The 26,390-nt window shown below is 74.6% G+C and carries 24 protein-coding genes; 11 read left to right on the forward strand and 13 right to left on the reverse strand.

The genetic code is table 11. From position 1 onward, the window contains the following. Window positions 1-222: 222 nt before the first annotated feature. Window positions 223-4,020 carry an ABC transporter ATP-binding protein gene (locus tag PH189_RS25035; protein ID WP_274191626.1) on the reverse strand — a complete coding sequence of 1,266 codons (3,798 nt, stop codon included), beginning with the start codon at window positions 4,018-4,020 and terminating at the stop codon, window positions 223-225. Between the two features lie 402 nt (window positions 4,021-4,422). Here PH189_RS25035 and PH189_RS25040 point away from each other — a divergent pair, with 402 nt between their 5' ends. From PH189_RS25040 to PH189_RS25070, 7 genes are all read left to right on the forward strand, one after another. Further along, window positions 4,423-5,028 (forward strand): cysteine dioxygenase, encoded by a 606-nt coding sequence (locus PH189_RS25040; RefSeq protein ID WP_274191568.1) that lies wholly within the window; start codon window positions 4,423-4,425, stop codon window positions 5,026-5,028. Next, the gene (locus tag PH189_RS25045; protein WP_274191569.1) at window positions 5,025-5,486 is read left to right on the forward strand and encodes a rhodanese-like domain-containing protein; all 462 of its coding nucleotides are present in this window, start codon (window positions 5,025-5,027) and stop codon (window positions 5,484-5,486) included. Before PH189_RS25040 ends, PH189_RS25045 begins: the two co-directional genes overlap by 4 nt. A gap of 14 nt (window positions 5,487-5,500) precedes the next feature. Continuing rightward, on the forward strand, window positions 5,501-7,153 hold the full coding sequence (locus tag PH189_RS25050; RefSeq protein ID WP_274191570.1) for an acyl--CoA ligase family protein: 1,653 nt from the start codon (window positions 5,501-5,503) through the stop codon (window positions 7,151-7,153). A 96-nt stretch (window positions 7,154-7,249) separates the two neighbouring features. Beyond that, the gene (locus PH189_RS25055; RefSeq protein ID WP_274191571.1) at window positions 7,250-7,804 is read left to right on the forward strand and encodes a hypothetical protein; all 555 of its coding nucleotides are present in this window, start codon (window positions 7,250-7,252) and stop codon (window positions 7,802-7,804) included. A 38-nt stretch (window positions 7,805-7,842) separates the two neighbouring features. Next, entirely contained in the window at window positions 7,843-8,373 is a 531-nt protein-coding gene (locus tag PH189_RS25060) for a hypothetical protein (protein ID WP_274191572.1), read from the forward strand. Window positions 8,374-8,441: 68 nt separating this feature from the next. Beyond that, a complete protein-coding gene (locus PH189_RS25065; RefSeq protein WP_274191573.1) occupies window positions 8,442-9,794 on the forward strand; it encodes an MFS transporter in 1,353 nt (450 codons plus the stop codon). Window positions 9,795-9,836: 42 nt separating this feature from the next. Continuing rightward, window positions 9,837-10,457, forward strand: a complete 621-nt coding sequence (locus PH189_RS25070; RefSeq protein ID WP_274191574.1) for a nucleoside/nucleotide kinase family protein — start codon at window positions 9,837-9,839, stop codon at window positions 10,455-10,457. A gap of 195 nt (window positions 10,458-10,652) precedes the next feature. On the opposite strand, the gene PH189_RS25075 is transcribed toward PH189_RS25070, so the two are convergent. Both PH189_RS25075 and PH189_RS25080 read right to left on the reverse strand, forming a co-directional pair. Then, a complete protein-coding gene (locus PH189_RS25075; RefSeq protein ID WP_274191575.1) occupies window positions 10,653-11,660 on the reverse strand; it encodes an ERCC4 domain-containing protein in 1,008 nt (335 codons plus the stop codon). Between the two features lie 31 nt (window positions 11,661-11,691). Further along, window positions 11,692-13,056, reverse strand: coding sequence for an FAD-binding oxidoreductase (locus tag PH189_RS25080; RefSeq protein ID WP_274191576.1), 1,365 nt, complete (start codon window positions 13,054-13,056; stop codon window positions 11,692-11,694). Window positions 13,057-13,127: 71 nt separating this feature from the next. On the opposite strand from PH189_RS25080, the gene PH189_RS25085 reads away from it, so the two are divergent. Then, window positions 13,128-13,682 (forward strand): dihydrofolate reductase family protein, encoded by a 555-nt coding sequence (locus PH189_RS25085; RefSeq protein WP_274191577.1) that lies wholly within the window; start codon window positions 13,128-13,130, stop codon window positions 13,680-13,682. Window positions 13,683-13,693: 11 nt separating this feature from the next. Beyond that, window positions 13,694-14,494: a siderophore-interacting protein gene (locus PH189_RS25090; RefSeq protein ID WP_274191578.1), complete on the forward strand. Its 801-nt coding sequence runs from the start codon at window positions 13,694-13,696 to the stop codon at window positions 14,492-14,494. A 41-nt stretch (window positions 14,495-14,535) separates the two neighbouring features. Here the strand turns inward: PH189_RS25090 and PH189_RS25095 are convergent, their stop codons facing one another. The 7 genes from PH189_RS25095 to PH189_RS25125 are packed head-to-tail and all read right to left on the reverse strand — an operon-like array spanning window position 14,536 to window position 21,050. Beyond that, window positions 14,536-14,922 (reverse strand): hypothetical protein, encoded by a 387-nt coding sequence (locus PH189_RS25095; RefSeq protein ID WP_274191579.1) that lies wholly within the window; start codon window positions 14,920-14,922, stop codon window positions 14,536-14,538. Then, entirely contained in the window at window positions 14,915-15,286 is a 372-nt protein-coding gene (locus PH189_RS25100) for a hypothetical protein (protein ID WP_274191580.1), read from the reverse strand. The genes PH189_RS25095 and PH189_RS25100 overlap by 8 nt, the downstream gene beginning before the upstream one ends. A 32-nt stretch (window positions 15,287-15,318) precedes the next feature. Then, complete coding sequence (locus PH189_RS25105; protein ID WP_274191581.1) at window positions 15,319-15,576, reverse strand: acyl carrier protein; 258 nt, start codon at window positions 15,574-15,576, stop codon at window positions 15,319-15,321. A gap of 2 nt (window positions 15,577-15,578) precedes the next feature. Next, the gene (locus tag PH189_RS25110) at window positions 15,579-17,153 is read right to left on the reverse strand and encodes an amino acid adenylation domain-containing protein (protein ID WP_274191582.1); all 1,575 of its coding nucleotides are present in this window, start codon (window positions 17,151-17,153) and stop codon (window positions 15,579-15,581) included. Beyond that, window positions 17,150-18,184, reverse strand: coding sequence for an LLM class flavin-dependent oxidoreductase (locus tag PH189_RS25115; RefSeq protein ID WP_274191583.1), 1,035 nt, complete (start codon window positions 18,182-18,184; stop codon window positions 17,150-17,152). Before PH189_RS25115 ends, PH189_RS25110 begins: the two co-directional genes overlap by 4 nt. Beyond that, a complete protein-coding gene (locus PH189_RS25120) occupies window positions 18,181-19,290 on the reverse strand; it encodes a GNAT family N-acetyltransferase (RefSeq protein ID WP_274191584.1) in 1,110 nt (369 codons plus the stop codon). Before PH189_RS25120 ends, PH189_RS25115 begins: the two co-directional genes overlap by 4 nt. Next, on the reverse strand, window positions 19,287-21,050 hold the full coding sequence (locus PH189_RS25125) for a carbamoyltransferase family protein (RefSeq protein ID WP_274191585.1): 1,764 nt from the start codon (window positions 21,048-21,050) through the stop codon (window positions 19,287-19,289). Before PH189_RS25125 ends, PH189_RS25120 begins: the two co-directional genes overlap by 4 nt. A gap of 290 nt (window positions 21,051-21,340) precedes the next feature. On the opposite strand from PH189_RS25125, the gene PH189_RS25130 reads away from it, so the two are divergent. Continuing rightward, complete coding sequence (locus tag PH189_RS25130; protein WP_274191586.1) at window positions 21,341-22,990, forward strand: ABC-ATPase domain-containing protein; 1,650 nt, start codon at window positions 21,341-21,343, stop codon at window positions 22,988-22,990. A gap of 41 nt (window positions 22,991-23,031) precedes the next feature. Here PH189_RS25130 and PH189_RS25135 read toward each other — a convergent pair whose 3' ends face one another. Next, window positions 23,032-23,550, reverse strand: a complete 519-nt coding sequence (locus tag PH189_RS25135) for a L,D-transpeptidase (protein ID WP_274191587.1) — start codon at window positions 23,548-23,550, stop codon at window positions 23,032-23,034. A 231-nt stretch (window positions 23,551-23,781) separates the two neighbouring features. Between PH189_RS25135 and ligD the strand changes: the two genes are divergently transcribed. Further along, complete coding sequence (gene ligD / locus PH189_RS25140; RefSeq protein WP_274191588.1) at window positions 23,782-24,774, forward strand: non-homologous end-joining DNA ligase; 993 nt, start codon at window positions 23,782-23,784, stop codon at window positions 24,772-24,774. Here ligD and PH189_RS25145 read toward each other — a convergent pair. Together PH189_RS25145 and PH189_RS25150 are read right to left on the reverse strand one after the other, a co-directional pair. Next, a complete protein-coding gene (locus tag PH189_RS25145) occupies window positions 24,771-25,511 on the reverse strand; it encodes a putative protein N(5)-glutamine methyltransferase (RefSeq protein ID WP_274191589.1) in 741 nt (246 codons plus the stop codon). The genes ligD and PH189_RS25145 overlap by 4 nt on opposite strands. Continuing rightward, on the reverse strand, window positions 25,508-26,380 hold the full coding sequence (locus PH189_RS25150; RefSeq protein ID WP_274191590.1) for a beta-keto acid cleavage family enzyme: 873 nt from the start codon (window positions 26,378-26,380) through the stop codon (window positions 25,508-25,510). The genes PH189_RS25145 and PH189_RS25150 overlap by 4 nt, the downstream gene beginning before the upstream one ends. Between the last annotated feature and the right edge of the window lie 10 nt (window positions 26,381-26,390).

The raw sequence follows: 26,390 nt of genomic DNA on the forward strand, positions 1-26,390 counted from the left end.
CGGAGGCGAGATCAGCGTCGGTGCTGAGCTGACGCCTCTCCTCCGCGCCCCACGGCCGCCCGGTTCGGAAATGGTCGGATTCGACGAGAAACCGAACGGATCCGGCCGCCGGGACGAATGGTGTCGGCCGATTCCCGGATTTCGTTCGCCGGACAATTCCTGACGCCGTCCGGGCTGGTCAGGGCACGGACCGCGCCGCGGTCGATCCCCTCCGGGAACGGATCAGCCCGTGCGCGCGAGGTCGTCGTCGTCGAACGGGTCGACCGCCTCGATCGCGTCGTCCACCGTGCCCGCCCCGGCACGCCACAGGCGCGCGTAGGCACCGTCGCGCGCCAGGAGCTCGCCGTGCGCGCCCTCCTCGAGGATCCGTCCGCCGTCGATCACCACGATGTGGTCGGCGCGCGCGGCGGTGGCCAGGCGGTGGGCCACGACGAACGTCGTGCGGGGTGCCTCCCCGGTGCCGCGCGAGACGCGGTCGCCCGCGGCCAGCACGGCGCCCTCGGTGGCGGGGTCGAGCGAGGCCGTGGCCTCGTCGAGCAGCAGCAGCCGGGGGTCGACGAGCTCGGCGCGGGCGAGGGCGACGAGCTGGCGCTGACCGGCCGAGAGCCCGCCGCCCCGCTCGCCGATCGGCTGACGGAACCCCGCCGGCAGCGACGCGATCATGTCCACGGCGCCGACGTCGCGCGCGGCCTGCTCGATCCTCGCGGGCGTGGCCTCCGGGTCGCCGTAGGCGATGTTCGAGGCGACGTCGCCGACGAACAGATGCGCCTCCTGCGGGACGACCCCGAGACGCCGGTGCAGCGTCGGGATGTCGAGGTCGCGGATGTCGACGCCGTCGAGCAGCACCGTGCCCGCGGTGACGTCGTAGAACCGCGCGACGAGCTTGACCACCGTCGACTTCCCCGCCCCGGTGGCGCCGACGAGCGCGACGGTGCGCCCGGGCGGCACGTGCAGGGAGAAGTCGGCGAGCGCGGGCGTGCTCGCGCCGGCGTAGGTGAAGCCGACGTCGCGCATCTCGACCTCGCCGCGCAGGTCGTCGAGCACCACCGGGTGCTCCGGCGAGGGCACCGACGTCGGCGTACGCAGCAGCTCGCCGATGCGGGTGAGCCCGATCCGCGCCTGCTGGTAGCCGTCGAACACCTGGGAGAGCTGCTGGACGGGCCCGAAGAACATCGCGAGGTAGAGCAGGAAGGCCGCGAGGATGCCGGGGGAGAGGCCGCCGGTGGCGACGCGGGCGGCGCCGACGCCGAGCACGGCGGCCTGCGCGAGGTCGGAGAGCATCGCGGCGAACGGGAAGTACGTCGCGATCATGCGCTGCGCGCGGACCCGGGCGCGGCGGTAGGCGTCGCTGTTGTCCGCGAACGTGGCCGCCGAGCGCTCCTCGTGGGTGTGCGCCTGGGCCACCCGCAGGCCGGCGACGTTCTCCTGCAGGTCGGCGTTGACGACGCTGACCCGCTCGCGCGCCTCCGCGTACGCCGCGGAGACCATGCGCCGGAAGACGAGCGTGGCGACGATCAGCACCGGCATCACGGCGAACGAGACCAGCGCCAGCTCGAGGTCCGTGACCAGCAGCGCCACGGCCACGCCGAGCACCGTGAGCAGGCTGACCACGGCCTGCGCCATGCCCGTCTGCAGGAACGACGACAGCGCGTCCACGTCCGTCGTCATCCGCGTCATGATCCGGCCGCCGAGCTCGCGCTCGTAGAAGTCGAGCCCGAGGCGCTGCAGGTGCGCGAAGCTGCGCGTGCGCAGCAGGAACAGGCGCCCCTCGCCGATGCGGGCGGTGAGCACGGTCTGCGCCGCGACCACCACCCAGTCGACGGAGACCACCACCAGGCCGAGCCCGACGGACAGCCACAGGATGTCGAGCGAGCCCGCCTGGATGCCGCCGTCGACGGCGAGGCGCGCGAGCGACGGGAACGCCACGGTGGCCGCGGCGTCGAGGCCGAGGAGGACGACGGCGAGCACGAGGGCCCACCGCACGGGGCGCATCAGCCGCCCGAGCCGGAAGCCCGGGTCGGGGGCGGTGGGGTCCTCGCCGTAGAGCCGGGGCTCCTCGGTGGCGGGTGGCAGTTTCTCCAGCGCGGCGGTCATCTCGGTGGGCGCCGCGCCGTCGAGCCCGCCGGCCAGCGCCTCCGAGCCCGACGAGACCGTGATCGGCCCGGGCGGGGGCACCGGGCGGTCGGGCGCCGGATCGTCGGGCCACAGTCCCGGGGTGATGGTGGTGCCCCGACCCTCGGGCCCCGGGGCAGCCGGGTCGGTGGGGTCGGCGGGCTCGTCGAGCACCCAGCCCGGCTCGTCGATGAGCTCCGCGGGCCCGGCGAGCAGTTCACGGAACAGCCGGCAGCGGCCCTCGAGCTCGGCGTGGGTCCCGACGTCGACGACCCGGCCGCCGTCGAGCACCGCGATCCGGTCGGCGAGCGAGAGCGTCGAGCGCCGGTGGGCGATCACCAGCGTGGTGCGCTGCGCGGTGACCGCCCGGAGGGTCTCGCCGATCGCGGCCTCGGTGGTGGGATCGACGGCGGACGTCGCGTCGTCGAGCACGAGGACCCGGGGGTCGTAGAGCAGGGCGCGCGCGAGCGCCACGCGCTGACGCTGGCCGCCGGACAGCGTCAGGCCCCGCTCGCCGACGCGGGTGTCGTAACCGTCGGGCAGGTCGGTGATGAACCCGTCGGCCTGCGCGGCGGCCGCGGCGGCGCGGATCTGGTCCTCGGTGGCGTCGGGGCAGCCGTAGGCGATGTTGGCGCGCACGGTGTCGGAGAAGAGGAACGCCTCCTCGAACACCACGCCGACCGCGCGGCGCAGGGCGTCGAGGCGCAGCTCGCGCACGTCGACGGCCTCGCCCGGCGGGCCGATGCGCAGCGCGCCGCCCTGCACGTCGTAGAAGCGCGGGGCGAGCAGCGCGACGGTCGACTTGCCCGACCCCGCGGTGCCGACGAGCGCCACCGTCTCGCCGGGCGTGATCTCGAGCGTCAGCCCGTCGAGCACGGGCTCGCTGCGCGCGTACCCGAACCGCACGTCGTCCAGCTCGACGCCGAGCGGCCCCGCCGGGACCTCGCGGGCCGCCGGGGCGTCGACGATCTCGGGCTGGGAGTCGATGAGCTCGTAGACCCGCTCCACACCCGCGCGGGCGAGCTGCCCGGTGACGACCAGTCCGGCGACGAGCCGCGCGGGCCCCACGAGCGCCGCGACGTAGGAGGTGAACGCGATGAACACCCCGAGCGAGATCTGCCCGCTCACCGCGAGGGCCCCGCCGAGACCGAACACCCCGAGCTGGCCGAGCGTCGGGAGCGCCTGCAGCGTCGGGGTGAGGCGGGCGTTGAACCGCGCCGCCCGCAGCCGCTGGGCGTAGAGCCGGCGCGCGGCGTCGCGCAGCCGGCCCGTCTCGCGGTCCTCCTGCCCGAAGCCCTTGACGACGCGGACGCCGGTGACGGCCTCCTCGACGTGCTGGGCGACCTCGGCGGCGCTCTGCTGCGCGGCCCACGTCGCCGGGAACAGGCGCCGGCGCATGCGCGCGGTGAACAGGACGCCCACCGGCAGGATGATCATCGACGCGACCGTGAGCAGCGGCGAGAGCCACAGCATGATGCCGATCGAGACCACCAGCTGCCCGAGCGTGCCCGCGACCAGCGGGACCATCCCCAGCAGACCCTGGACCTGCTGCAGGTCGGAGTTGGCGCGCGAGACGACCTGCCCGGTGCGCAGGGCGTCCTGCTTGGGCCCGTCGAGGCGCGAGACCGAGCCGAACACGCGCCGGCGCAGGTCGTGCTGGACCCCGAGCGAGAGGCGCCCCCCGAGGTAGCGGCGCAGGAAGGCGGCGCCGAAGCGGACGACGGCGATGGCGGCCATCGCGATCACCAGCGGGCCGAGCCCCGCGGTGGATCCGGCGACCGCGCGGTCGACCGCCGTGCCGATCAGCAGGGGCCCGACGGCCTCGAGGCTGACGCCCAGCACCGAGGCCGTGAGGGCGGCCACGGTGAGCGAGGGGCGGCGCCAGCAGTCGCTCGCGAGACGTCGCATCCAGCCGCGGGCGCGACCGGTCGGCACGTCCTCACGCGCGGGGACGTGCTCGGTGGTGCGCTCCGTGGTGCCCTCCGGAGAAGTGGTGGAGAAGTGGTGGTGGGAAGGACGTCTCCTCCCAGATTAGGACGGCACCCCGACAGCTCGCCCGATCGCCGACCCCGACGTGACGAACGTCCGGCGTCGTGGTCGAATACCCCCCGTGCGCCAGTTCCTGCTCGGCCCCCTCTGGGAGAGCCGCCGCGCGCACGTGTTCGACGAGCGGTGTCGACGGGCCTGACGAGCCGACCGTCGCGAGCCGACCCGGCCGCGACGTCCCGTCGCCCGCGCGCCGTACCGATCCCTCCCTGACCCCGGGGGCTCGTGCGCGCGTGGACGCCCGCACCCGGAGGAACGACCGTCGTGACCGCCCTGGTCGACACACCCACGCACGTCAGCCCGTTCGCCCGTCCCCGCACCCTGCGCGCCGACCGCCGCCGCTGGCAGGACGGCCCGACCCCGGCGAGCCTCGCCGACCTCGTCACCCTCACCCGTGAGGTGGCCGACGAGGTCCACGCCGGCCGCCACGCGGTCGAGGTCGACCCCGTGCACCGCTGGTCGCAGCGCCTGCACGCCGACGAGCACCTCGACGTCTGGCTGATCTCCTGGGCCCGCGACCAGGCCGCCGAGCTGCACGACCACGGCGGCTCCCTCGGCGCGCTGACCGTCGTGCGCGGCGGCCTGACCGAGTGGCGCTGGACCGCCGGCGGCGAGGACGACGACGCCTGCCGTGCCGAGGAGCTCGCCTCCCGCGGGCCCGGGCTCCGCCGCCGGGTCCTCGAGCCCGGTCGCAGCGTCGCGTTCGGCCTCGGGCACGTCCACGACGTCAGCAACCGCGCGGTCGAGACGGCGGTCAGCGTGCACGCCTACTCCCCGCCGCTGTCGGCCATGTCGTACTACGGCGTCGAGGGCGGCGTCCTGCGGCGCACGCGTTCCGAGCTCGTCGCGCCCGGGCAGCCTCCCGAGTGAGCGCGATCTCCGATCTCCTCGACCGCGCCCGGGCCCGCCTGAGGCGGCTCGACCCGCGCGACGCGGCCGAGGCGGTCGACGCCGGTGCCCTGCTCGTGGACATCCGTCCGGGCTGGCAGCGCCTCGACGAGGGCACGGTGCCGGGCGCGGTGGTGATCGAGCGCAACCACCTCGAGTGGCGTCTCGACCCGACGTCCGACGCCCGCATCGCCGAGGCGGACTCGCCCGACCGGCAGTGGATCGTGCTCTGCTCCGAGGGCTACACGTCGTCGCTCGCGGCCGCGGCGCTCCAGGAGATCGGCCTGCACCGGGCGACGGACGTCGTCGGGGGCTTCCGTGCCTGGTCCGACGCCGGGCTGCCCACGGCGCCGGGATCCGACGAGCGCCCCGGCTACGCGCAACCCCGTCATGCCCGGCCCCGTCACGGACAGGGCCCTGGCCCGACACACGACGACTGAGCGATGATCCCGGTGTGGACACGCCGGAGACCTGGATCACCCCGCTCACGCCGCTCTCGTTCCTGCGCCGGTCGGCCGCGGTCTACCCGGACAAGGTCGCGATCGTCCACGGGACGGCGCGCCACACCTACGCCGACTTCGCCCGCGACGCGCAGCGCCTGGCGCGCGGCCTGCGCGCGAGCGGGGTCGCGCCCGGCGACCGCGTCGCGTGCCTGCTGCCGAACGTGCCGCCGATGCTCGTCGCGCACTTCGGCGTGCCGCTCGGCGGAGCGGTGCTCGTCGCGGTGAACACGCGCCTGTCCAGCGAGGAGGTGCGCTACATCCTCGACCACTCCGGGGCGAGCGTGCTCGTCGTCGACTCGGCCCTGCGCGCCACCGTCGACCCGATCGCGGACTCGCTGGAGACGGTCCGCGAGATCGTCACCCTCGTCGACCCGGAGGGTCCGGACGCGGGCGCCACGGTGGACGGCACGACCTGGGACGACCTGCTGGCGCGCGGCGACGACGGGGAGGACCTGGCCTGGGAGGTCGCCGACGAGCGCTCGACGATCAGCATCAACTACACCAGCGGCACCACCGGGCGGCCGAAGGGCGTCCAGTACCACCACCGCGGGGCGTACCTGAACTCGTTCGGCGAGATCGTGCACTCGTACCACGACCCGTCGAGCGTCTACCTCTGGACGCTGCCGATGTTCCACTGCAACGGCTGGTGCACCCCCTGGGCGATCACCGCGATCGGCGGGACCCACGTGTGCCTGCGCGAGGTCCGCGGCGACCGGATCTGGGCGCTCATCGGCGAGCACCGGGTCACGCACCTCAACGGCGCGCCGACGGTCGTCACCACGATCATGAACGCCGCCGAGGCCCGCACCCTGGACTACGCGCTCGTCGTCACCACCGCGGGCGCCCCGCCGAGCCCGACGACCATCCTCGAGATGGAGAAGATGGGCTTCCGGATCGTCCACGTCTACGGGCTGACCGAGACCTACGGCCCGTACTCGGTGTGCCAGTGGCAGGAGGACTGGCGCGGCCACGAGGCGAACGCGCGGGCGCGGCTGCAGGCCCGCCAGGGCGTCGGGATGCTGCAGGCCGAGCCGCTGCGGGTGGTCGAGACCATGAACGAGGACGTCCGTGACTGGGCGTCGGTCGAGCTCGTCGACGTGCCGGCCGACGCGACGACGATGGGCGAGATCGTCATGCGCGGCAACAACGTCATGTCGGGCTACTTCCGCGACGACGAGGCGACGGCCAAGGCCTTCGCCGGCGGCTGGTACCACTCGGGCGACCTCGGGGTCATGCACCCCGACGGCTACGTCGAGCTGCGCGACCGAGCCAAGGACGTCGTCATCTCCGGCGGCGAGAACATCTCGACCGTCGAGGTCGAGCAGGCCGTGCTCTCCCACCCCGCCGTGCTCGAGGCGGCCGTCGTCGGTGTCCCCGACGAGCGGTGGGGCGAGCGCCCCAAGGCGTTCGTGGTCCTGCGCCAGGGCCAGGACGCCGAGCCCGACGCCATCATCGAGCACGTCAAGGGCGAGATCGCGCGCTACAAGGCGCCCCGCGACGTCGAGATCGTCGAGGAGCTCCCGAAGACGTCCACCGGGAAGATCCAGAAGTTCGAGCTGCGTGCCAAGGAGTGGGGCGACGCCACGACGCGCATCCGCGGCTGAGACCCGCCGCCCGCCACGCATGGGAGGGGGCGGTGGCGGGAACCGCTGACGGACGACGGAGGATGTCCGTCGAGTGGCATCGAGGAGCGAGGGCGCGTGAGCGAGCAGTTCGTGGACCAGGCCGAGACCGTCGTCGACAACGACACGAGTGCCCTGGACGCCGAGCCGTCCGAGATCCTGGACGAGGACCGCCTGGACGCCGACCCGCTCGAGGACGGCATGGACGGCGCCGACGGCTACAGCCGCGACGTCCGGCTCGGCGGCACCCAGGAGTGGGAGACCGAGCCGGCCACCATCGACCGGCGCCTGCCCCAGGAGCAGCCCGAGGCCGGCGCCGACGAGGAGATCCCCGACCGTCCCCTCGCGGCGCAGCCGATCGACGAGCTGGACGAGTCGATCGACGACCCGGAGAACGCCGTCGACGGGGTCGGCGGTGGTGTCGTGCTCGACGCCACCGGCGCCGACGGGGCGACCGAGGGCGAGCTCCTGGCCGAGGACGCGCGCGAGATCGAGCTCGGCGTCTCGTCCGCCGCGGGCGCCGTCGAGGCCACCGGGCTGCCCGCCGACGACGCGATCGGCGAGGTCGCGGCCCTCGACAACGAGCCGGGCACCGCGGAGGAGCAGGCCATGCACGTGGAGCAGGAGAACTGAGCGCGCGGGGGGTCGCGCGCCCCGAGGTGCCGCGACGGGTGGTGCTGGCCGCGGGCGCCGTGGGGCTCGCGGTGCTGCTCGTGCTCGTCGGCGCCCTCATGGGCGGCTGGCGACCCTTCACCGCCGCGCCCGACGTGCTGACGTTCGGGCCCGGCGGCGACCTCGAGCAGTTCGTCCTGTTCGACGGGCAGTGCGCCCGCGGAGAGCTCGCGAGCGGCGGGGACTTCGGCGACGCGGCCGACGCCCAGTGCGGCACGCCCCACGACGTCGAGGTGGTGGCCTCACGCGCCCCGATCGACGAGGGGCGTCCCGTGGCCTACCCGGGCGAGGCCGCGCTCGCCGACTTCGGGCGGGCGTACTGCGCACTGTTCGCCGACTCCGAGCTGCTCGTGCCGACCTCCGGGGGCGTCGACCGCGCCGACCTGCGGATGACCGCAGTGATCCCCTCCGAGGCCGCGTTCGACGCGCCGCGCACGTCGGGGGCGTCGTCCTCCGGTGCGCGCCAGGTCAGCTGCGTCATCTCGCGTGCTGACGGTGAGCCACTGACCGATCGCTTCTCCGTGATCTGATCGGCCGATTCGGTCAGGTCCGTGTGAGCTATTGCCCCGTGTGGGTGTGATGGCGAACATGGGCGCCCATGAGCACCCCACCCGTGACGAGCCGCCGGACGCTGAAGCGTCGGGCCGTGTTCGCGAGCACGGTCGGCACGACCATCGAGTGGTACGACTTCTTCCTCTACAACACGGCGGCTGCCCTCGTCTTCGGGCCGCTGTTCTTCAACAACAACGCGGCCGGCGGGGTGCTGCTCGCCTTCTCCACGCAGTTCGTGGGGTTCGCGGCCCGACCGATCGGCGCCGCGATCTTCGGCCACTACGGCGACCGCATCGGGCGCAAGTACAGCCTCGTGGCCACGTTGCTGCTCATGGGCGGCGCGACGGTGCTCATCGGCTTCCTGCCGACCTACGAGACGATCGGCGTCGCGGCGCCGATCATCCTCACGTTGTTGCGGGTGCTGCAGGGCGTCGGGGTCGGCGGCGAGTGGGGTGGCTCTGTGCTCATGAGCATGGAGTGGGGCACCCGCAAGCAGCGCGGGCTGATGGCGGCGTGGCCGCAGGCGGGTGTGCCGATCGGGCTCGCGCTCGGGACGGCGGTCGTCTACTTCTTCTCCGGCCCGGAGTTCCTCGCCTGGGGCTGGCGCGTGCCGTTCATCGCCAGCATCGTGCTCATCGGGATCGGGCTCTGGGTGCGACTGACCGTGCTCGAGTCGCCGGCGTTCGCGCAGATCAAGACGTCGGGCAAGGTCGCGAAGCTGCCGCTGGCCGAGACGCTGAGGACGCAGTGGCGCGACGTGCTCAAGGCGATGTTCGTGCGCACGGCCGAGCAGGCGCCGTTCTACATCTTCACCTCGTTCGTGCTGGCCTACGGCACGCAGGAGCTGGACCTCGCACGCAGCGACCTGCTGCTCTACCTCATCATCGCGGCCAGTATCGGCATCGTGAGCGTGCCGTTCTTCGGCTGGCTCTCCGACGTCCTCGGCAGACGTCTGGTGTACGGCGTCGGCGTCGTGCTCACCGGGCTCTACGCGTTCCCGTACTTCGCCCTGCTCAACACGAAGACGGGGAGCCTGATCCTGCTCGGGATCATCCTCGGTCTGATCTTCCACGACATGATGTACGGCCCGCAGGCGGCGCTGATCTCGGAGAGCTTCGGCACCGGCATCCGCTACACCGGCGCCGGCCTGGGCTACCAGCTCGCCTCGATCACCGCGGGCGGACCGGCGCCGCTCATCGCGACCGCGATCCTCGCGGGCACCGGGACGACGACGTGGATCTCGATCTACATCATCATCTGCGCGGCGATCTCCATGGGGGCGCTGCTGATGATGCACCCGCGGCCGCCGGAGGCCGACGAGGCGGACTTCGCCTCCGAGGACCACGCGGGCGAGGACGCCATCGCGGACGCCGCGCGCTCGGAGCGCACGGCCACGTGAGGTCCCCGGCCCCGGGATGACGGACCGGGGATGATGGGGCGGATGCCGATCCGCCCGCTGACCCCCGACGCCCTCACCGACGAGCTGGTCGCGGCGATCGAGCGCGCCGGGCCCGGCCGGGTCCGGGTGCTCGTCGACGGTGCCCCGCCGGCCCGGACGGAGGTGCTGGCCGACGCTCTCGTCGACCCGCTGCGGGTGCGTTCCCGGCCTGTCGTGCGCGTGTCGGCCTGGGACTTCCTGCGCCCCGCCTCGGTGCGTCTCGAGCGCGGGCGCACCGATCCGGACTCGTTCTACGACGACTGGCTCGACGCCGGTGGGCTGGTCCGCGAGGTCCTCGCACCGTTGGGTCCCGGCGGGAGCGGGTGGGTGCTGCCGCGTCTGTGGGACGTCGACGTCGACCGCGCGGCGCGCGCCGACCGCGTCGCCGTGGCGGAGTCGGGCGTCGTGGTGGTCGACGGCCCGCTGCTGCTCGGCCGCGGCCTGCCGGCGGAGCTGGCGGTCCACCTCGCGCTCTCGGCCACCGTGCTCGAGCGCCGCACCCCGGCCGACGAGGCCTGGACCCTGCCGGCCTACGCCCGCTACGACGACGAGGTCGACCCCCTCGCCGTCGCCGACCTCGTCGTCCGCGCCGACCACCCCGACCGCCCGGCCCTGCAGAGCTGAGCGCCTGCGCCGTGCCGGCCCGGGGGCCACGCTGACGTTCATCGTCAGGAGAGCCCTCACGATCACCCGGCGGCACGTCGCGCGTGCCAGCCCTGCGTCCACGCTGGCACTCGACGCCGGAACAGCCACATCCTCGCCGGCGCCGGGCGGCCAGGACGGCCAGCGCGCGTCGTCGACGAGAGGTACGAGTCCCGATCACGGTCCGCCGGACACGGTTCCGCGGGCCTCGCGGAATTGCGCCCAGACCTCGGGACGCAGCCGGCCCCGATCCGGCACCTCGATCCCGGCGCCTCGGGCCCAGGCCCGGACCTCGGCGGTCGAGGGCCCGGGGGCCATGGGCACCGTCAGCTCGGTGGTGGCGCCCGGCACTCTCGCCCCGACGGCGTGCTCGTCAAGCGCCCACGCGAGGGCGGCGGCCAGGTAGCGGAAGGTCCATTCCTCGGCCAGCGGCCTCGTCTCGGCGAAGACGATCGGGACGTCCGGCCACCGGACCTGCAGCTCGGCCAGCGAGTCGGCCACCTGGGCCGGGCGCACGCGCCGTTGGGCGAACACCTGGGACCAGCGGTCCTCGACCACGACCGCCGCGCGGGGGAGCGCCGAGAGCTCGCCCAGCGCGAAGCGCAGGCGCCCGTTCGCGACGCTCGAGATCAGGTCGGGCAGTGACTTGCGCTCGACGGAGGCCACGAGTGTGTCCCCGAGGACGACGCCGTAGTCGCCGGCCGGGAGGGCACGCCGCACGGTGCGGGTCTGCTGGGACGCGAACCGGTAGGGGTAGCGCTCGTGGGCGTCGACGACGATCTCGATCTCGTCGGCGCCGGTCCCGTCGAGAGCGGCTGGTCGGGCGCTCGGCGTCCGGACCTGGGGACGGGCTTGCTTCCGGGTCCTGGGCGACTGCCAGAAGACCATGTCCCGCCCGCGGCCCCGGGTGTAGACGATCTGGGACCGGTTCTCCCGGGCGCGGTCGAGCACGACGTCCACGGCGGCGCCGCGTCGGGCGCACGACCGCAGGGCGACGCGTTCGACGATCTCGAGGTCGTCTCCGGCGGGCCACTCGTCGAGGTCGGCGGGATGGCAGTACAGCGCCGTGGTCCGCGGCCAGGTGCCGGACGTCCGGAACAGCAGACCGTCGCCCAGCGGTATCCACAGCAGGAAGCCCAGCGACGATCCCGGATCGGGATTGCGGGCGACGACGAGCTCCGCCACGACCGGAACCCTAGCGGGGACCGGGCGTCGATCAGCGGACCGAGCAGCCCGGGTTCAGCGTCCCCTCCGGGTCCAGCGCGGCCCGCACGCGCCGCAGGACGTCCAGGGCGCCGGGGTCGCCGAGCTCGGCGAGGTGGTGGGCCTTCGCGCGCCCGACCCCGTGCTCGCCCGACACCGCGCCGCCCAGCGCGATCCCGGCGGCGAACACCCCGTGCAGCGTGGCCGCCAGCTGCTCCGGGTCGGGCTGGAAGACCGCGAGGTGCACGTTCCCGTCCCCGGCGTGTCCGCAGCCCAGCACCCGCGAGCCGTGGGCGTCGCCGACGGCGCGGGCCCGCCCGAGGAACGCCGCCATCGCCGAGCGCGGCACGACGAGGTCGACGATCTCGTCGGCGCCGGCCGCCTTGACCGCCCAGAACGCCTTCTCCCGCGCCTCGACCAGCCGTCGCGCCGACCCCGCGGGCAGGTCGAAAACCTCCGCGGCGCCGAGCGCCGACAGGGTGTCGGCGAGCTCCTCGGCGTCCTCGTCGACCCGTTCCACGCGGCGCCCCGCGAGCTCGACGAGCAGGTGGTCGGCGTCCACGAGGTCCTCGGGCAGGCCGAGGGTCAGGTCGGCGGCGGCGCAGACCGCGCGCATGGTCGGGCCGTCGAGGTACTCGCACACCGACGGCGCGAGCCCCGCGCCGACGATGCGCCCGACCGCGGCGGTGACGGCGTCGGCCCCACCGGTGAACGGCGCCAGCACCGTGCGCCGGGCGGGCAGGTGCGGATGCAGGCGCACGATCACCTCGGTGACCAGCGCGAGCGTGCCCTCCGAGCCGATGAGCAGCTGGGTGAGGTCGTACCCCGAGGAAATCTTCGCGAGCCGCCCGCCGGTGCGCACCACGGTCCCATCGGCGAGCACCGCCTCGAGACCGAGCACGTGGGCGCGGGTGACGCCGTAGCGCACCGCGCGCATCCCGCCGGCGTTGGTGGCGACGGTGCCGCCGAGCGACGCCGACTGCTCACCGGGGTGCACCGGGTAGGTCAGCCCGTGCTCGCCCGCCGCGGCGTCGAGGACGTCGAGCGCCACCCCGGGCTGCACCACGGCGACGGCGTCGACGGGGTCGATCTCGAGGATCCGGTCCATGCGGGCGAACGACAGGAGCACCGCGCCGTCGTCGGGGGTCGCGGCGCCCGAGAGGCCGGTGCCTGCGCCCCGCGCGGTCACCGAGATGCCCGCGGCCCGGGCCGCGTTCACCACGGCGACGACCTCCTCCCGGTCGGCGGGCCACACGACGTACGCGGGTTTACCGGCCGGGACCCCGAGCGCCTCGTCGGCGCACAGGTCGGCCACCGACGGGTCGTCGCCCGCGATCACGTGCTCGGCGCCGACGGCGTCGGCGAGCGCCTGGAACATCCCCGAGTCCTAGCACGATCCGCTACGCTCCGAACCGGTTGCGAAATGCAATCAGGACGAGGAGGCGTCGTATGGGCCGCTTGATGTACTCGATGATGACGACGCTCGACGGCTACACCGCCGACGCCGACGGCGACTTCGGCTGGGGCATCGAGCAGGACATGGAGCTGCACCGCTACTTCGAGGAGCTGATGCGGCCCGTCCGCACCTTCCTCTACGGCCGCCGGATGTACGAGACGATGGTCTTCTGGGAGACCGCCCACGAGCTGCCCGACGAGCCGCCGGAGATGGCCGAGTTCGCCCGGACCTGGCAGGCGGCCGACAAGATCGTCTTCTCGCGGACGCTGGAGACCGTGTCCAGCGCCCGGACCACGATCGCCCGCGACCTCGACCCCGAGGCGATCCGGGAGCTCAAGCAGGGCGGCGACCTCACCGTCGACGGCCCCGGCCTCGCCGCCGCGGCGCTCGCGGCCGGGCTCGTCGACGAGATCGGGCCGATCGTCGTCCCCGTCGTGGTCGGCGGCGGGACGCGCTTCCTCCCCGACGGCGTGCGCCTCGACCTCGAGCTCGTCGAGGAGCGGCGCTTCGACAGCGGGGCGGTCCACCTGCGCTACCGGACTCGTTAACGTCTCCGGCCATGGTGGTCCGCGACGCCCCGGTCGTCTCGCACGTCGAGCACTCCGAGCACGCCCGGCGGCCGCGGCGCGTCGAGGTGGTCGAGGTGCTCGACGTGACCCCGCGGATGCGCCGCGTGCGCCTCGCCGGCGACCTGCACGACCTGCCGGTGACGGGCCCGACCGACCACGCCAAGCTCTTCTTCCCGCCGGCGCCGGGAGAGGAGCCGCCGGAGCCGCAGCTGACCGCCCGCGGTCTCGCCGCCCCGCCCGCGGGCACGTCCCGGCCCTACCGGGAGTACACGCTGCGCCGTCACGACCCCCCCGCAGGCACCGTCGACGTCGACTTCGTGCGCCACGGCGGCGGGCTCGCCGGGACGTGGGCCGAGGACCCGCGCGGGGCCCTGTGGCTCTACGGGCCCCGCTCGAGCGCGTCGGTCGCGGCGCGGGACTGGTACCTGCTCGGGGGTGACGAGACGGCCCTGCCCGCGCTCGCCCGCTGGCTCGACCAGCTGCCCCCGGTGCCGATCACCGTGGCCGTCGACGTCGCCGACGTCGCCGAGGAGGCCTACCTCCCCGACGTCCCGTCCCACGTCACCGTGCACTGGCGCCACCGCGACGGCGCCCCGGCGGGCACCACCGGCCTGCTCGACGACGTCGTCGCGGGCTTCACGCCCCCGCCCGGCGAGGGCTTCGCGTGGATGGGTGCCGAGGCGGGCGAGCTGCGCCCGGTCCGCCGGCGCCTGCGCGCGTTCCTGCCGACCGCGGCGGTCGACCTCGACGGCTACTGGCGCCGCGGCGTGGCGGGCACGGGGCTGGGCTGACCGGCCCACGTGCGTGACGTTCACGGCTGTCGCCGTGAACGTCACTCACGGACGCGACCGATCCAGAGCAGGCCGAGGATCGGAAGGATCACGGGGACGAAGCCGTAGCCGACGCCGAAGTCCGACCAGACCGTCGGGTCGGGGAAGTCCTCGGGCCGCAGCAGGGACAGCGTGCCGATCCCGAGGACGCCGACGAGCTCGATCACCACCGCGACGAGCGCGACCCGCCGTGCGCCGCGGGCCAGCGCCACCGCCGCGACGAGGTAGACGGCCGCCGCGAAGGCCGAGAGCAGGTACGCCTCCGGCGCGCGCTCGAACTGCACCGCGATCTGGTAGATCGCCCGAGCACCCGCCGAGATCGCGAACACCACGTAGACCACGAGCAGCACCCGGCCGGGACCGGCCGACAGGGATCGGGTCTCAGGCACCGGTCACCGTCCAGACCTGCCCCGTGCGCAGCGACAGCACCGCGAGCGTGACGCCCGCGACCGCGAGCACCACCGAGCCGTAGCGGGTGCGCTCGCCGTGGGCCAGCGCCGCGCCGATGGGCAGCACGACCAGCGTCGCGATCAGGTAGCCGACGATCTCGATGACGGCGCCTGCCGAGCGCCCGCCCAGCACGACGAGCCCGACCACGAGCACGAGCGCCTGCACGAGCGCGACGGCCTCGAGCGCCACGAGACCGAGGCGGTGCGCCTTGGTCGGGGCCTGGCCGACGACCGCGGACACCGCGCACCACAGCGCCCACGCCAGCGCGAGGGCGAGCACCGCGAAGGTGAGGCCGACGATCATGCCCGGCAGCCTACGAGCCGGTCATCCGGTGCTCAGCCCGTGACCCCGACCTCGGCGAGGAACGCGGCCATCGCGTCGACGCTGCGGAACCGCTCGATGTCGAAGTCGTCGAGCGGCAACCGACACCCGAAGGTGTCCTCGATCCCGACGATCAGCGTCACGAGCGCCAGCGAGTCGATCAGGCCGTCGGCGACGAGATCGGTGTCGGACGAGGGCACCTCGACCCCGAGACGGTCACGCACCAGGTCGATCAGCTGGTCGTTCACCGCTCCGGTGCTGGCGTCCGGCATGGTCAACGTCCTCCTGTCGCGGCGCCCGCGGGGGTGAAGCGCTCCCGCAGTGCCGGGCGGTCGATCTTCCCGTTCACGTTGTGGGGCAGGTCGTCGAGCTCGGCCCACCGCGCGGGCACCATGTAGCGCGGCACGAGCTCGGCGACGGCGCTGCGCAGCTCGGTGGGCGGGAGCTCGTGGCCCTCCGCCACCGAGTAGGCGCAGCAGATCGTCGTGCCCTCGAAGCCACCGGTGTCGACGCCCACCACGGCGCACTCCCGGATGCCGGCGACGGTGGCCAGCGCGGCCTCGATCTCGCCGAGCTCGATGCGGTAGCCGCGGCTCTTGATCTGCGAGTCGGCGCGCCCGAGGAAGTGCACGACACCGTCGACGTCGGCGCGCGCCAGGTCGCCGGTGCGGTAGAGCCGCTCGCCCGCGACGGGGTCGGCGCGGAAGGCGGCCGCCGTTTTCTCCGGGTCGCGCCAGTACCCGGGCGAGAGTCCGGCGCCGCCGATCCAGAGCTCGCCCATCTCCCCGGCGGGCACCGGAGCCATCGCCTCGTCGAGGACGTGCAGCTCCTCGCCGTCGCACGCCCGCCCGATCGGCACCGGGAGGGTCTCGTCGGCGGGGACCTCGGGCACGTCGAAGTAGCTCGACGCGATCGTCGCCTCGGTGGGGCCGTAGAGGTTGGTGAACCGGACGTGGGGCAGCCGGCGCATCCAGTGCGCGAGCACCGGCGTCGGCAGCACCTCGCCGCACCACAGGAGCCGCTCGAGGGCGGGGAAGTCGTCCTGGGCGACGGCGTCGAAGCGCGCGAGGTAGGTCAGCACGCTCGGCACCGAGAACCACTGGGTGAGCGCGCGGTCGCGGATGAAGGACGCCGTGCCGCGCGGGTCGATCCCCAGCGACGCGGGGACGAGGTGCAGCTCGGCACCCGCGGCGAGCGTCGCGTAGATGTCGAACGTCGACAGGTCGAAGTGCAGCGGCGGGTGCCCCGAGATCCGGTCGCCGGGCTTCGCACCGAAGTGGCGCAGCGCCCAGTCCACGAACGCGAGCACCGTGTCGTGGGTGATCATCACGCCCTTGGGCGCGCCGGTGGAGCCGGACGTGAAGAGCAGGTGGGCGAGGTCGGCGGGCGCGGCGGCGGGGGCGTCCGCGGGCGCCGCGAGCAGGTCGGCGCGCGTGAAGGCGGCCGGGGCGTCGTCGATCGCGCCGACCACCGGCGGCGGACCGGGAAGCTCGGCGAGCACCTCGTCGAGCAGGGCACGCGACCCGGCGTCGACCAGCACCACCTCGGGCTCCGCGGCGCCGACGATCCGCGCCACCCGCGAGGCCGGCCCGGCCGGGTCGACCGGCACGTAGGCGCCGCCCGCGCGCAGCGTCCCGATCAGCGCCGCGACCGTCCACGGCGCCTTCTCCGCGAGCACGCACACCCGCGCGCCCGGCGTCAGGCCGTGCGCGAGCAGCACGTGCGCGACCCGGTTCACCGCGGCGTCGAGCTCGGCGTAGGTCAGGGTCTCGTCGGCGCCCACGAGCGCGGGCCGGTCGGCGTGCCGGTCGGCGGACGCGGCGAGCAGGTCCTGGAGGTGGCGGGTCATGCGCGGACCGCCGCTCCGGCGCGGACGAACACCTCGCCCGCGTGGCCGAGGTCCTCGGCCGCCGGCGGGATGTCCAGCACGAACACCTCCGTGCCCCGCTCGACGTAGCGCGCGACCTCGGCGGCGACGCGGTCGTGCGAGCCCACCAGGTACGGGCAGAACGACTGGTAGTTCTCGAACGGGCCGAGCCAGTAGGGCTCGGGCTCGGCGCCGAGGTCGGCCCGCGGCGTCGGAGCCGCTGCGTCCCGGGCCGCCGCGAGCTGGTGGTGCCAGTGCGAGTCCGAGACGCGCATGGCCATGGCGTGGGCGACCTGGCCCGCGCGGTCGGCCGGGAAGCGCTCGCGGGCGACGCGCCAGGCCTCGTCGGCGTCGTCGCGGGCGATGATGCCCATCCGCACGCCGCCGCCGGTGGGTGCGTCGGCGTCGGTGACGGAACCGGCGCCGAGCGGCTCGGGGTAGCGGATGGGCGTCGCGCCGATCGCCTCGGCCGCGGCCCGGCCGGCGGGGGAGGAGCCGGAGATCAGCACCTCGGGCATGAGCTCGGGCGGCAGCGCCGGGGCCAGGCGCAGGTTGTGCACCTGGTGCCACCGCCCGTCGACCGTCACCGTCTCCCCGCGCAGCAGGGCCGTGAGGATCTGCGTGTACTCGACGGTCCGGGCGTAGCGGTCGTCGTGCTCGGTCTGGTCGCCGAGCGCGACGAGGTCGTTCTTGAACCCGCCCGCGAGCATGTTCAGGTGCACCGAGCGGCCGTGCAGGTACGCCAGCGACGACACCATCGACGCCGCGGTGTACGGGTGCATGTACACCGGCTGGACCGCGACGAGCGGGGCGAGCCGCTGCGTCGCCGCGATCGCCGTCTGCGACACCAGCCACGGGTCGGCGATGCCGTTGTCGGTGTAGACCAGCATGCCCGCGCAGCCGGCGTCCTCGCTCCAGCGCGCGGTGGTGGCCACCGCGTCGAGGTAGTCGGCAGCAGGCACGTCCTTGGACTGCGGGCACGTCGAGTAGACCGTGAGTCCGGTCGGGGTCATGCGGCTTCCCTCTCACGCCAGAGCAGGTGGTGGCCCATCCACCACTCGCCGTCGAGCCGGGTCAGCAGCGTGTCGTCGGCGTCGAGCGCCGCGAGCACGCCGGTGTCGTCGGAGTCCACCAGCGCCCAGGCGCTCGACCGGATCAGGCAACGGCGCCGGCGCACCGCGTCGGCGAGCGACGGCTCGAGCCGTCCCGCCACCGCGGCCGCGCCGCGGGCGTCGGCCTCCGCGATCAGGTGGTCGAGCACCGGGCCGGGGTCGGGACCGGTCGCCGCGAGCTGCTGGACCTGGGCGATCCCGCCGGTGGGCACGAAGGCCACGTACCAGCCGAGCACCCGGCCGTTGCGCCCCCGCACCAGGCGGCGCAGCACCTCGCCGCGGACCGGGACGACCGCGTCGAGCTCGGCGAACAGGCCGGTCAGGTACCGCTCGTCGTAGTCCGGGTGCAACCGCCAGTGCCGGGGCGCCGAGGACGTCTGCTCGACCAGGGCCTCGACGGTCAGGGGCTCGGCGGTGACGTCCGGGTCCTGAGGCGGGGCCGGGCGGGCGCCGATGCGGGGGACCCGCCGGGCGAGCGCGTCCAGCCCGCCGCCGACGCTGCGCAGGGGACCGGGGACGGGCCGGCCGCGGTCGCCGAGCAGCGAGGCGACCGTCGACGTCGGTCGCAGCACGCGGTACCAGCCGAACGACGGCGCCGTGCGGACCCGGCCGCGCAGCGTGCGCCAGATCTGGCGCATGTAGTCCGTGGCCCCGTCGGTGATCGTGAGGTCCTGCGGGCCCTGCATGTACGTGCGGGTCAGCAGCGCGCCGATGCCGGGGTTCGACGGCTCGGCGACGAGGTGACCGGAGCAGCCCACGCGCAGCGCCCGGCCGTCGAGCCGGACCCGCCGCGGGTACGAGCCGAGGAAACCGATGATCGCGCCGTCGCCGCCCTCGGCGACCAGCGGCGGGATGTCCGGGTCAGCCCACACGGCGTCCAGGCACAGGCGCTCGAGGTAGCCGGCGAGCGGCGCCGGCGGCGTGGCCCCGCCCGACCGGGCGACGCGCTCGTAGAGCGACGCGACGGCGGGCAGGTCCTCGCGCGTCAGAGGTCGGATCGAGCTCATGCGACCCCGGTGGCCGTGCCCTCGACGACGTACCCCTCGATGTAGAGGCGGTCGAGGGCGATGCCGGCGAAGGTGTCGAGCGCGGTGCCGGGATCCATGATCAGGGGCTGGCCCTTGACGTTGAACGACGTGTTGACGACGACGCCGGCCCCGGTGCGGGCCTTGACCTCGCGCAGCAGCCGGGTGAAGCCGGGGGCGAGGTCGTCGCGCACCGTCTGGATCCGCGCCGAGTCGTCCGCGTGCACGATGCCCTCGACCACGGTGCGGGCCTCGGGCCGCACCTGCGCGGTGCAGAGCATGTAGCGGTCGGGCTCGAAGCCGCGGGTGACGAAGAGCCGGTCGACGTCCTCGTCGAGCACCGCAGGGGCGAACGGACGGAACGCCTCGCGGAACTTCACCGCCCCGTTGATCCGCTCCTTGATCCGGTCGCCGTCGGGCCGGGCGAGGATCGAGCGGTTGCCCAGCGCGCGGGGCCCGAACTCCATGCGCCCGGAGAACCAGGCGACGATCCGGTCGGCCGCGATGTCCGCGGCGGCCGCGGCGAAGTACTCCGCGGTCTCGCCGACGTGGGTCCACCGCAGGTCGGGGCGCGCCTCGAGGGCCGCGCGCACCTCGTCGGGGTCGTAGCGCGGGCCCAGGTAGGGGTCGAACGCGCCGGTGACCGGGGCGAGCCCGCCGCCCTCGCCGCGGGCGACGTGCCAGGCCGCGCCGAGCGCGGTGCCGTCGTCGCCGGAGGCGGGCTGGACGAACATCGCGTCCACGCCCGGCAGCGCGGCGATCGACTGGTTGGACTTGCAGTTGAGGAAGGTTCCGCCGGCGAGGCAGAGGTTCCGCTCGCCGGTGCGCTCGAGCCACACGGAGGTCAGCTCGACGAGCAGCGTCGTCAGCCGGTCCTGCAGGGCGGCGGCGAAGTCGGCCTCGTCGCGGTGGATGCCGCCGTCCGGCGTCCGCGGGGTGAACGACGCCTCGGCCAGGAAGGCGCGGGCGTGGGGGTAGCCCTGCTCGGCGTCGGCGAGGCCGTTCGTGGGCCAGTCGATGGACACCGTGCCGCGGTCGGCGTCGACGCGGGCGAGCTTCTCGAACACCGGGCGGAAGCGCTCGGGGTCGCCGTACGGGGCGAGCCCCATGACCTTGTACTCGTCGTTGTTGAACTGGAAGCCGAGGAACCGGGTCGCGATCGAGTAGAGGATGCCCAGCGAGGACGCGATCGGCGTGGTGTGCAGGCGCTCGAGCGTCCCGTCGACGGCCCGGAACACCGAGAGCGACTCGGTCTCGCCCATGCCGTCGCTGACGATGCACAGCGCCCGGTCGAACCCGCTCGGCACCAGCGCGGACTCGGCGTGCGCCTCGTGGTGGCGCACGGAGCGGAAGCGCTCGGCCACGCGGGTCCAGCCCAGGCCGGTGAGCCCGTCGATGACGGTGGCGCTCGAGTACACCTCGTCGAACGGCGCGCCGGTGATCTCGAAAGTGCGGCGGTGGCGGTCGTAGTCGAAGCCGTGGGCGATCAGGTCGACGTCGTCCGGCGTGACCCGGGCCTCGCGCAGGCACCATGCGATCGCCTGCTCGGGCAGGCGTCCGGTGCCCTTCTCGCCGGTGAACCGCTCCTCGGACGCGGCGGCGACCAGACGCCCGTCGACGACGAGCGCCGCGGCGCTGTCGAGGCCCTGGACGATCCGCTCGTCGAGCGGCGAGAGGTCGGGGTGGGTGCGGCGCAGGTGCTCCTGCGCGTGCGGCAGGCCGGAGAGACCCAGGACGATCACGGAGCTTCCCCTCGGTCTTGCGGACACGACGTTGTGAGCGTTTCCACTATCGCGCGGGGGTCGGACCCCCGGTGCCCGGGGGGTGGCCCGTGGAACGGTCACGGGTCGCGCATCGTGACCGGACGGGACGGATCGGACGCACTCCGGGCGATGAGATCCCGCGCTCGGGGTGACGATCGACGCACGGCTCCCACGGTGCCCCGGCACCGGTCGGACGGGCGTGAGGCCGGGCGTGAGGCCGGGCGTGGGGCCGGGCGTGAGGTCGGTGCGGGACGGGCACACCTCCGGCCATGGCTCCCCGCGACGATCTCGCCGCGTCCCTGCGCTCGATGGACGGCGCCAGCTACGGCCGCTACAGGTCGCTGTCCGGGCGATGGTCCGTGGCGTCGCTCGACCTCGAGGTGCTGCGCGTCCAGGCCGACCCGTTCGCCCCGCCGAGCCGGGTGCGGATGACCGTGCACGACGCCGGCCTGCCCGCGGACCTGTGGTCGACCGCCGACCGTCGCCGCGCCCTCGCGTCGTTCCTGCTCCGTGGCCTGCGCCGGTCGCTGCGGGGCACACCGGTGAACGTCGACGCGGGGGGCCCCGAGGTCCTCGAGCGCAGCGCGGGCACGGTCCGCGACGACGGCGTCGTGGTCCTCGAGGTCGGCGTCCCGTTCCCCGGGCCGAAGCGCCGGATCCTCGGGCGCGAGGCGGCGACGCTGCTGGGGGAGACCCTCCCGACCGCGGTGCGGGAGGCTGTCCACTCCGCCGACCACGCGGCGGCGCGGGCGTTCGTCGAGACGGTCGAGGACGCCGTGGCGCTACGGGCGGCGCTCGCCGACCGCGGGCTCGTCGGGTTCGTCGCGGACGGGGCCGTGCTGCCGCGGCGCAGCGGCGTCGACGACCGGCCGCTCGACGGGGCGACGCCGTTCGCAGGGCCGGACGAGCGGTCGGTGACGCTCGAGGCGCCGAACGCCGGGCCGGTGCGCGGGATGGGGGTGCCCGAGGGCGTCACGCTGATCGTCGGCGGCGGTTACCACGGCAAGTCGACGCTGCTGCGCGCGCTGGAGGCCGGCGTCTACGACCACGTGCCCGGCGACGGCCGCGAGCAGGTGGTCACCCGGCCGGACGCGGTGAAGCTGCGCGCCGAGGACGGGCGCGCGGTGACCCACGACGACGTGTCCGCGTTCGTCGCGCACCTGCCGTCCGGCGAACCGACCGACGACTTCTCGACGACCAACGCCTCGGGCTCGACGAGCCAGGCCGCGTCGACCGTCGAGGCGGTGGAGGCGGGCGCCGACGTCCTGCTCATCGACGAGGACACGTCGGCGACCAACATGATGATCCGCGACGCGCGGATGCAGCAGCTGATCGCGACCGAGCCGCTGGTGCCGTTCGTCGAGCGGGTCCGCCCCCTGCACGCCGAGCACGGGGTGTCGACGGTGCTGGTGATGGGCGGGTCCGGCGACTACCTCGGCGTCGCCGACACGGTGATCATGATGGACGCCTACCGGGCGTCCGACGTCACCGCGCGGGCCCACGAGATCGCCGCCTCCGGGCCGTCGCGCACGGTGGAGCACACCGGTTTCCCGGCGGTGACACCGCGCGTCGTCGACCCGGCGTCGCTGGACCCGACGGCGAAGGGCAAGCGGCGGGTGACCGCGCGGGGTCGGGACCGGCTGAGCTTCGGCGAGGACGACGTCGACCTCTCGGCGGTGGAGCAGATCGCCGACCGCTCGCAGGTCGCCGGCATCGGGCGCGCGCTCGCGCTGCTCGGAGACGGCGTGCTCGACGGGACGATCACCCTGGCCGAGGGCCTGGATCTGCTCGACGCCGAGCTCGAGCGCCGCGGGACCGAGGCGCTGCTCGACGGCCGGTCCGAGGACGTCGCCCGCCCCCGCCGCCACGAGGTCGCCGCCGCCCTCAACCGCCTCCGCTCCCTGCGCCTCCGTCCGTGAGCACTTTCCGCCCTCGGAGGGGCGGAAAGTGCTCACATGGGTCAGGGGACGATCTGCACCCGGTCGTAGACGTTGAGGCCGTTGAAGAAGGCCTGGGCGTCGGGGTCGGCCATGCGCACGCAGCCCGCGGACTGGCGGGCGGGGTCGCCGCCGTGGAACGCGCGGCCGTTGTTGTCGAAGAACACCGACCACGGCATGCGCGCGTTGTCGTACTCCTTGGAGAGGTGGACCTCTTCCTTGCGCTGCACGGCGAACATGCCGACCGGGGTCTCGCTGCCCGGAGCGCCGTGGTTCATCCGCACCGGGCCGCGCAGGATCGTCCCCTTGCCGTCGGAGAGCCACGCCTCGTTGGTGGACAGGCGGGCGCAGGCCTTGACGTTGTCCTCGCACGGCATGGGCGCGACCGGCACCGCCATCGCGACCGCCCCGACGCCGCCGATGCCGGCGAGGGCGGTCAGTCCGAGCCCCAGGGCCGCCGCGCGCCTGCCGATCCGACGCCCGACCCGATGGGCGCCCTCACGCGCCTCGGCCCGGACGTCCCTCCACGTGTGCCGACCCACCCTGCTCCTCTCGACGGGGCACCGCTGCGCGGCGCCTCCCTCTCAACGGCACCGGGGTCGACACGGACGAGTGGTCTGTCCGGGTGGTCCCTCGCGGTGACCGTCCCGTCGCTCTCCGTGCCGATCTCGGCTGCCGGGCGGGGACTCTCTCATCCTCGACGGCGTCCGCCGGGACCCCCCGCCCCGCGTGTGGCGCTTGCCCGATGTGCCCCTGAGCAGGAAAGTGACGCCGTGGCCGCAACGGGATCCCGCGGGCGCGGGTCCGACAGCACGGGCGAGGAGCGCGACGGCGTCGCGCTCACGAACCTCGACCAGGAGCTGTTCACCGGGGCGGGAGTGACGAAGCGCGAGCTCGTCGACTACCTCGACGCGATGGCGCCACGGCTTCTGCCCGCGCTCGCCGGACGGCCGCTGTCCGTGGTGCGGGCGCTGCGCGGGCAGAAGCCGTTCATGCAGAAGAACGTGCCCAAGTACACGCCGGACTTCGTGCGCACGGTGTCGTTCTGGGCCGAGTCGTCGCACCGCGAGGTGGCCTACGCCCTGTGCGACGACCGTCCGACGCTGCTGTGGTTCGCCAACCAGCGCGCCATCGAGTACCACCCCACGCTCACCCGCGCGGACGCGATGGGCATGCCCGAGCACCTCGTCCTCGACCTCGACCCGCCCGAGGACGCCGGGTTCGACGCGGTCGTGGCCGCCGCGCACCTCGTGCGCCGGGCGCTCGACGACGTGGGGCTCGCCGGCGTCGTGAAGACCACGGGGTCGAAGGGCGTGCACATCCTCGTGCCGCTGGCGCCCGGGCCGACCCACGAGGACGTCGCGGGCGCCACCCGCGCGCTCGCGGTGCGCACCGAGCGCCTCGACCCGACCGTCGCGACCACGGCGTTCATCCGCGCCGACCGCGACGGCAAGGTGTTCGTCGACCCCACCCGCGCCGGCGGCTCGACGATCGCCGCCGTGTACAGCCCGCGCGTGCGCCCGGGCCTGCCGGTGTCGTTCCCGGTGACCTGGGACGAGCTCGACACCGTGGTGCCCTCGGAGATCACCGTCCGCACGGCGCCCGACCGCCCCGATCCGTGGTCCGACGCGACGTCCCGCCCCGCGGCCCAGGCGCTGCCCGAGGAGCTCGTCGCCGAGGGCCGCACCATCCCCGTCGCCCGCGTCCAGGCCATGCACGAGGGCAAGCGCCGCAAGCGCGCCGCGGAGAAGACCGACGAGGGTTAGAGGACGCCGGCGATCACCGTGGCGTCGCGGTCGTCGTCGTGGTGCACGACGGCGTCGAACCCCGCCGCGACGAGCGCCTCGCGGGCCGCGTCGGCCTGGTGCTCGGCGCACTCGACGAGCAGATGACCGCCCGGTCGCAACCACGCCGGCGCCCGGTGAGCGAGCCGGCGCACCACGTCGATCCCGTCGCCGCCGCCGTCGAGGGCGGCGCGGGGCTCGTGGTCGCGGGCCTCGGGTGGCATGTCCGCGAGCGCGTCGGTGGGCACGTACGGGGTGCTCGCGACGATCACGTCGACCCGCCCGGCGAGCGCGACCGGCAGGGCGTCCAGGAGATCACCGACGTGCACGCCCGCGGCCCCGGGCAGGTTCTCCCGCGCGCAGGCCACGGCCGACGGGTCGAGGTCGGTGGCGTGCAGCACGAGCGACGGCCGCGCCGCCAGCAGCGCCGCCCCGATCGCCCCGCTGCCGCAGCAGGCGTCGACGACGACCTCGCCGGGCACCGCCAGCGCCCGCGCCACGAGGAACTCGCTGCGGCGCCGCGGCACGAACACCCCGGGCGCGACGCGCACCCGCAGCGCCGCGAACTCCGCCCATCCGAGCACCTGCTCGAGCGGCTCGCCGGCGACCCGGCGGGCCACCAGCGCGTCGAGGTCGCCCGGGGCCGCGCGCAACAACGCGGCCTCCTCCTCCGCGAACACGCACCCGGCCGCCCGCAGGCGGTCGACCACCGTGCTCACAGACCCAGGATCCCGCGGGTCTCGGCAATGGTCGCCGGCCGGTGCCCGAGGTCGGCGAGCAGGGCGACGGCACCGTCGACGAGCTCGGTGTTCGTCGGCGTCGTCGTCCCCGCGAAGTCCTCCAGCCCGACCCGCACGTGCCCGCCCCGGCGCACCGCGGTCTCGGCGAGCCCGCAGGCGACGACGTCGCCGCCCAGCACGGCCACCGACCACGGCAGCCCCGACGGCTCGAGCATCTCGAGGTAGGCCTCCAGCGCCGTGGTCGTCGGCGGCAGCCCGAACTCCAGCGCGCCCCCGAAGTACAGCTTCACGATCGCGCCGCGCGGCACGCGCCCGTGGCGGTGCCACGTGAGCGCCACCCGCAGGAAGCTCGGGTCGAAGATCGAGATCGACGGCCCGGTCCCGTGCGCCGCGCAGCGGGCGAACATGTGCTCGGTGTCGGCCAGGCTGTTCTGGTACGGGCCCGGCGCGGCGGCCTCGGCCACGACCCCGTCGCTGGTCAGGCCCAGGTTCACCGACCCGGGGTCGACCAGCGAGAGCCCGCCCATCCCGCGGCGGGCGAGCTCCTCGTGGTGCGCCCAGCGCCGCTCGATCGGGATGCCGCGCGCCCCGGCGGCCATCGTCGCGTAGAGCAGCAGGTCGGGGTACTGGGCGAGCACCGGCGTCCACGCCTCGACGTAGGGCTCGACCGGGTGCACGCCGTCGGCGACGAACATCGCCTCGTGGTGGTCGTGCGCGATGCTCGCCCCGCGGGCCACGCACGCGAGCATCTCGTCGGCGACCTCGGCGGGGGTCAGCGGCACGTGCGGGTTGACCGAGCGGGGCGTCGCCCCGTTGACGGCGACCTCGAGGATCACGGGAGACGTCACGCCGCAGAAG

The sequence above is a fragment of the Actinomycetospora chibensis genome (assembly GCF_028737215.1).
Classification (GTDB): Bacteria; Actinomycetota; Actinomycetes; order Mycobacteriales; family Pseudonocardiaceae; genus Actinomycetospora; species Actinomycetospora chibensis.